This window comes from Planctomycetota bacterium, assembly GCA_038746835.1.
Classification (GTDB): Bacteria; Planctomycetota; Phycisphaerae; order Tepidisphaerales; family Tepidisphaeraceae; genus JBCDKH01.
In genome coordinates, this window is record JBCDKH010000187.1 from 1 (window position 1) to 7,123 (window position 7,123).

The 7,123-nt window shown below is 63.1% G+C and carries 6 protein-coding genes; all 6 read left to right on the forward strand.

Features of this window, described 5'->3' with window-relative positions; genetic code table 11:
* Positions 1–1,127: 1,127 nt before the first annotated feature.
* A complete protein-coding gene (locus AAGI46_14345) occupies positions 1,128–1,583 on the forward strand; it encodes a hypothetical protein (protein ID MEM1013387.1) in 456 nt (151 codons plus the stop codon).
* A complete protein-coding gene (locus AAGI46_14350; GenBank protein ID MEM1013388.1) occupies positions 1,583–2,575 on the forward strand; it encodes a glycosyltransferase family 8 protein in 993 nt (330 codons plus the stop codon). Before AAGI46_14345 ends, AAGI46_14350 begins: the two co-directional genes overlap by 1 nt.
* Positions 2,572–3,612 (forward strand): glycosyltransferase family 8 protein, encoded by a 1,041-nt coding sequence (locus tag AAGI46_14355; GenBank protein ID MEM1013389.1) that lies wholly within the window; start codon positions 2,572–2,574, stop codon positions 3,610–3,612. Before AAGI46_14350 ends, AAGI46_14355 begins: the two co-directional genes overlap by 4 nt.
* A 16-nt stretch (positions 3,613–3,628) precedes the next feature.
* On the forward strand, positions 3,629–4,537 hold the full coding sequence (locus AAGI46_14360; GenBank protein MEM1013390.1) for a glycosyltransferase: 909 nt from the start codon (positions 3,629–3,631) through the stop codon (positions 4,535–4,537).
* A 723-nt stretch (positions 4,538–5,260) separates the two neighbouring features.
* Positions 5,261–6,430, forward strand: a complete 1,170-nt coding sequence (locus AAGI46_14365) for a glycosyltransferase family 4 protein (GenBank protein MEM1013391.1) — start codon at positions 5,261–5,263, stop codon at positions 6,428–6,430.
* On the forward strand, positions 6,427–7,123 hold a 697-nt coding region (locus AAGI46_14370; GenBank protein MEM1013392.1), incomplete at its 3' end, for a hypothetical protein. The genes AAGI46_14365 and AAGI46_14370, both read left to right, overlap by 4 nt.

The following is a 7,123-nucleotide window of genomic DNA, read 5'->3' on the forward strand; positions in this document are numbered from 1 at the left end:
GGCGGCTCCAGCCCGTACAACCGCGGCCAGCCGCGAGGGATCGTGTCAAGCGCCAACGTCGACCCGAGCACGGCCGAATGCCTCATCGCCGTCTGCCGCAAGCGATGATGCAGGCGCCGGCAGCAAGGACAGACACCATTGAAGATGAAGCTCTGTGGACAGCGGTACGGCAGGCAACGTCAAGTGAGCTGGTCGAAATGCCATGCATCGGCGTCGCGATTCGGCAGAGTCTCTCGCACCGTGTCTCTCGCCTGCCGCGAGGGGCGAACCAAGAGGCGACGCGAGATAAACTCGATGCGGCGACTCGGTCGCTCGTCGATGTCAAGGCCAGCGACGGCGTCTCCGCCCGTCGTAGGCAATGGGCGCGGGTACGGTCGAGGGGGCGGGCGGCGGTTGGGATGGCGCGGCGTCGGTTGCACGACGTCGTGGCGGGGCCGGCCGAAATCCTAATGCCGGCCAAGAACCCGAGATTGGTACGGTCGCTGGCGGCGGTCCATGAGACGGGGCTGCGTGTTCGCGACTGGATGGAGCCCGCGCGGCTGACGGATGATGATGTCGCCGCTGCCAGAGCTTCAATCGCTGCGACCGTTCAGTCTTTGGAGTCGAACCTGAATGTCGAGTTGCCCGACATCGATAAGCAGGAACTGGCGGCAGAGGCCGTGAACTCGGCGTTGGCATTTCGGCGAGCGGAGGCAACGCTCAGTCGATTCCGACCGCGTCTGATCGTGTGCTGGGCGGACACCCACACGCCGTACCTGGAAGCCGTCATGGCCGGTCGCGCGTCGGGCGTCCCGTCTCTCGTGATTCAGCACGGCCTCGACTGCGAGCGATACACGCTCGACGACTGCCACGCGGACTACGTCGCCGTCTGGGGCCCGGCCCGCCGGGAGCGTTTCGAGCGCGAGTCTCGTCGGCAGCCGACGGAGATTCGCGTGATCGGCTGTCCCGAGTGGGACGCCAAACGGGTCTCGGAGCCACGCGAGCCAAAGCCAGCCCGACGATGGCTTTGGGTGACGCGGCCGCACGCCTCGTACAAGTGCTACATGCCTTCTCGCGTACCAGAGGAGGGACTCCACATCGCTCGAGTTCTGCTCGAGTCCCTCGCAGCGACCGTGGACGCTCGGCTCGTGATCAAACCGCACCCGAACGATTACGCGAAGCTGTACGAGGGTATGGCTGGGGAGATGAGCCTTCAGGCTCGGGTAGAAGTTAGCCGCGATAACCTCGAACAACATCTGTCGTGGTGTGACTTGATGATCTCAGAGGATTCGACGGCAGGATTGGAAGGATTAATCGCTGGAAAACCGTTGATTCACGCTCATTTTGCCTCATCTCCGCCCGTGCTTCCATTCGTCGCATATGGCGCAGCAGCGTCGGGATTTGATGCCGAGAGTCTCAAGGCGGCGATTGGCGTCGCTGCTGCAGGGAAGATGCAGCAGTCGCATCTGGGGCGGCTTCGATTTATCGATGACTCCGCAGGGCCAATGGACGGACAAGCGGGTGGAAGACTGACCGCATTGATCCGCGAACTTGCTGGCAGTGATGTCTGTCCGGATGTATCGGCTGGCGGCCACATGGCCTGATGTGCGATGAATCAAATCAGAAGATCAAGAGCGGACGCGTAGAGGTCGCTCTGATCGCCGATCGGAAGGCGCTGCTGCCACTTGCGGTGGTCGTGGCGGGTGTCATGCGTCACGTCGGGCAGCGTGCGGTTCGGTTTCACATTCTCAGCCCCGGGCTCGACGGACGCGATCGGGCTGGCATCGAGCGGCTTGCCGTGAGGGAAGGCAACGGCACGCTCGCGTGGCTCGACACCCGCGAGGCCCAACGCATGATCGCGGAACTGCCGCAGGTGGCCCACGTGCCGCCGATCAGTTACACGCGGCTCTTGCTGCCGACGCTGGTTCCGGACGTCGAGCGTTTGCTCTACCTCGATGTCGATTTGGTCGTCAAGGCCGACATCGGCGTCCTCTGGGATCTCGGGACGGACGGCCGTGCGATCGCGGCGGTTGCGGATCCCGGCATGCCGATGCTCGGGTCTCCTAACTGCGTGCACTATGCCGTCGAAGAGTTGGAAGACCCTGACGCGCGTCCGTTCAACGCGGGTGTGATGCTGATGGACCTCACCATCTGGCGCTCGGAAAATCTCGCCGCAGAGGTACTTGCGTTCTTGCGGCGCTGGATGAACTGTCTGACCTGGGCCGACCAGGACGGCCTCAACGTCGTGTTGGAGAAGCGATGGGCGGAGCGCGAGCTGATGTGGAACGTGCCGGTCCCGCTCCTGTACGGCGGCAACCCCGCCCAGCTCCCGGAAGTGTCGGCATTCGACACTCGGCCCCACTTCGCCAAGCCCGCCATTTACCATCTCGCAGGTGGCAACAAGCCTTGGAACAGCGGCCCCAACCACACCTTTCGGCAAGCGTGGCTTCGCGAGCTTCGATCGAGCGGCTTTCACTCCGACGTTTCATGGCAGGCGTGGCGCGCCGGCGATGAAGCGCGTGCGTTGACCTTCACAGTAAGGAATCGGCTTCGAAACTGGCGGCGACCTGCCCGTCGCGCAGAGGAGGTTCCGTGACTGCCGACCCGTCTGCAACAGGAGGCCACGCAGCGGCAGACGAGGTTCATGTCGCGTTCGGTACCGATGACGGAGCTGCACTGCCATTGGCCGTGACGCTGTCATCGCTCGGCAGATCGACGACCCGGCGTGTCACCGCCCATGTGCTCACGCACTCCCTGACCGGCCGTCACCGTCGTCGCCTGGAACGCGTCGGTTCGTCGGTGGGTGTGCAGGTTCGGATTCACGACGTCGACGAGTCGGCCTTCGATGGCTTTCCGACTTCGTTCCAGTGGTCACTTGGAACGTACTTGCGTCTCGTGGTTGGCGAAGCGCTACCCCAAGCACTCGAACGGGTCGTTTATCTCGATGCGGACCTCTTGGTTCGTCGAGACATCGGAGCGCTCTACGACCTCGCCCTGAACGGGCATCCAGTGGCGGCTCTTACGACCAGTCGAGACCCACAGACGGTCGACCGGTATCTCGACTACTGCCGCGACGAGCGGCCTCCCAGCGTCGCAATGTTCAACGCGGGCGTGATGCTCGTAGACCTGCGCCTCTGGCGCGCGAGCGAGTCGGGACAGGAGGCAGCAGCCTTCCTGCGGCGACATCGCGATAGCGTTCGCCAAGTCGATCAAGACGCGCTGAACGCTCTGTTCGGTCATGATTTCGAGCCCCTGAACGCATCGTGGAACGTGATGCTCGGGAGAACGAAGAATCCGAATCTCTTCCCGAGTCAGAAGTTGATTGATGTCACCTTGCCATTTCACCAGGCCTCACTGGACCAACCTGCGATTTATCACTTCGTTACCTCTTTCAAGCCGTGGTCCAAAGACGGCCTGAGGCATCGGTTCGGTGGGCAGTGGCATGCGGAGTTGCGACGAAGCGGATGGTTCGATTCGTCGATGGAAGTGGCGGCGTGGTACGCGCGTTGGTTTTCAGCCAACGCGATCCGAATGACGAGGGATCTTCCGATGGGGCTGCTTCGCAGGGTGCGTGGCCGCCCGCGGTATCGTCCGGGTGGTTGGATGGAGCTGAAGACCGAGGGCACGGCCTGAAGCGGCAGCGATCGGCATGTTGATCACCGTCGTCATCCCGACATTTCGTAGACCTAGCGACCTGCGTCGTTGTCTAGACGCACTAGCGGAGCAGTCGCGCGGAGCGGACGAGGTACTCGTCGTGTCTCGACCAGAAGATCGCGACGGAATCGCGGTCGCGCAGTGCGCTTCCAACAAGTTGCCGCTGCGACGAGTCGAGGTTGATCGTCCGGGACTCGTTCACGCGCTGCAAGTTGGACTCGATTCCGCTCGAGGTGACGTGGTCGCCTTCACCGACGACGATTCGGTCGCGCGATCTGATTGGCTTGAGCGGATCGAGTCGCACTTTGACTCCTCTCCGAGGATCGTCGGGGTCGGCGGGCGTGACTGGGTTCATGAACTCGGGACCACGCTCAACGGCTCTAACGAGGACGTGGGCCGCTTGACGTGGTACGGGCGAATGATTGGCAATCACCATCTCGGTGTCGGAGTTGCACGAGATGTCGACGCACTCAAGGGCGTGAACATGGCTTACCGACGAGGGCCTCTGCTGGAGCTCGGGTTCGACCGACGACTGCGGGGCCAGGGAGCACAAGTGGCGAACGAAATCGCCGTTGGTCTGCCATTGCGCAAGGCCGGCTGGCGACTCGTGTACGACCCGCTCGTGGCGGTCGACCACTTTCCAAGCGTTCGCACTGCTGGTGACCACCGCCAGCGTCCACGTGCACGTGAGTTGAGTGACGCTGCCTTCAACGAAGCACTTCCAATTCTTGAGTACCTGCCACTTCCGCAGCGGCCACTTTTTCTGTTCTGGGCGATTCTCGTCGGAACCAGACGCTATTTCGGACTCGCACAAGCCATCCGATTCACGCCGAAACTCGGACTGTCCGCGTGGGCGCAGTTCGTTGCAACGGCCTCCGGTCGGATCGCCGCTACGAAGGGCTGATGAGCCTCCCGCTACCCAACGTTCTGGTAATCGGTGCCGCCTAGGCCGGCACGACAAGCCTGTGCCGCTATCTCGACTAACACTCGAAAGTGTCTGTCTCCGACCAAGGAGGTTCACTATTTCAGAAATGCTGACGTGTATCGCCGCGGGCTCGACTTAATCGAATCACGTTTTTCACACATTAGTACGGTGAGCCGTTCATAATTGAGGGCACGCCGGATTACTCAGCCATCAAAGTCTAACGCGAAGTCATCAGGTACATCGCAAGTCACGTCGGCCAGCCCAAATACATCTACATGGTCCGCCACCCACCCAGGCGGATGGAGTCGTTCGACTCACACGAGCAGCACAACGGCGACGACCTGCCGTTTCGTCGTTGGATGGGCCGCAAACGTGCGATGCAGGTCGACGCGAGTCGGCACCTGACGCAGCTCCGAACGTGGCGAGCGGCGATCGGAGCTGACAAGGTCAAGGTGATCGTCTCTGATTCCTTCGCACAAAACGCACCTTCCCCAAACGGGACGTGTTCTATTTCTTCGGTGCCACCTCCGGCGCGGGCCTGAACCTGACGCCGACCAACGACCCAGCGAAGCATCGCCAAGATATGGCAGCGATAACGGCGATCCGCCCCAGGCCGGGTCTAATGAAGGCCGCCGCACGACGCGTGACCCGACGTGCCGTCCTGTGGGTTTTGAACTGAAGATAAAGCACTCCCTTCAATGCGTGGTTGTCAGCCCCTTCGGCGAGCAAGCCGGCGGGGCGGAGCTGTCGCTCGTGCACCTGCTCTCCGGCGGCAGCATGAACGGCGTCACATGGTCCCTCGCAGTGCCCTGCGATGGTGGCATCGCGTCGGCGGCGCGGGCGGGCGGCGTCGAAGTGGAAATCGTGAACGAGGCTCGCGTCCGGCAGGTCGCGCGGTTCTGTCGCGGCATCAACAGGATCCGACGACTTAGCCGGCGGGTTAGGGCTGACCTGATCCTCAGCTGGATGCCGCACAGCCACTGGTGGGGCATGCCGGCCGGAAAGCTCGCCGGCGTTCCGACCGCGTGGTTCCAGAAGGACCGGGCGCTGCCGGATCGCCGGACGACGCGGTGGACAGCGTCGCTTCCCTGTCGGGCGATCCTGGCCAACAGCCTCTATACCGCCCGGCTTCAGTCGAAGATGTCGCCGAAGCGGCCCATACATGTCGTCCCCTCCGGCGTCGACATCGAACGATTCGATCCTGATCGACTTCCGTCGCCTCGCGACTGCCGGCGTGAGTTAGGGCTTCCGCCGGACGGCCCGCTCATCGGCATCGTCGGCCGGCTCCAAGCTTGGAAGGGGATCGAAACAGTCATCCGGGCACTGGCACTGGTTCGCCAGACGCACGCCGCGGCGCGACTTGTGATCGTAGGCGGGCCGCACGGGTCGGAGCCAGACCACCCTGCCGAACTCCGGTCCATCGCGAGCGAGGTGGGGGTTCTGGACCGATTGACCTTCACCGGTGCCGTGCCCCACGATGATGTGCCACATTACATGCAGGCGTGCGACGTTCTGGTGCACGCCAGCCGGTTGGAGCCGTTCGGTATCGTCGTCGTCGAAGCGTTGGCACTAGGCAAGCCGCTCGTCGCAGCCAACAGCGGCGGCCCGCGCCACACGGTCACCGACGGCGTTGACGGGCTTCTCGCACCATTTGCCGATCACGATGCACTCGCCCGGCAGCTGAGCAGGTTGCTCAACGGCGGGCCGGAGGTGGAGGCGGTTGGGCGTCGTGCCCGCGAGACGGCGGCGGCTTACAGCGTCGACGTCTTTCGCCAACGTATGGCCGCCGCCGTTCACGACATCGTCGAGGCTCGACCGGCTGGCATCTGGATGGACGGGCGTCTGATCGAACCTGATCGCGTGGAACTTTGACTGACACGTTCATCAACGACGGCGGGCACCTGATGCGGGCCAGGCTTCGCCCGAGAATGGCCACAAGACCACCCGTCCCCTTGCGGATAGTACCCTTCCGCCCCGATGTTTCCCTCGTCGGCGGGCTCTCGATGCTCGCATTGGCGGGCGTAGCGGGATGGATTGTGCTGGATGTCGCTCGGCCGTTCGACGCGGTCGTGGCGGCATTGATGTACGTCGTGGCACTCTTGGTCGCAGCCAATCACCCGACGGCCGTGGTCCCGCTGCTGATCGGCTACATGATCTTCAACCGGGAGATTCGCCGATTTCTCGATTGGGGCTTCGGCGAGTTCTCAACGCTCCCGCCAACGTCGATGGTCGTGCCAGCCGTGGCTGTGTCCCTTGCGATTCTCGCGATTCGCGATTGGACGCGGCTCCCTCGGCTCCCTCGGCGTGGCGTGACGCTCGTCCTTGCGGCGCTCGGCTACGGGCTCGTCATGGGTGCTTTCTCGGGTCGACTTGTCGGTGCGGTTTTCGAACTGCTCGGTTGGTTGTCGCCGGTAGCACTTTTCATCTACGTCCTTCGCCTTGGCGTGAGCGTGGAAGTCTTGAGGCGTTGGCTCGTCGTCATCGCGGTGATGACTGCGGTTGCCGGGGCCTATGGGTGGGTGCAGTGGTCGCTGATGCCGCCGTGGTCTTCCTACTGGATCGTCA

Excerpts from the sequence above, each read along its gene's own strand:
- AAGI46_14350 (MEM1013388.1), top strand. The coding sequence starts at position 1,583 with ATGTGCGATGAATCAAATCAGAAGATCAAGAGCGGACGCGTAGAGGTC.
- AAGI46_14360 (MEM1013390.1), top strand. The coding sequence starts at position 3,629 with ATGTTGATCACCGTCGTCATCCCGACATTTCGTAGACCTAGCGACCTG.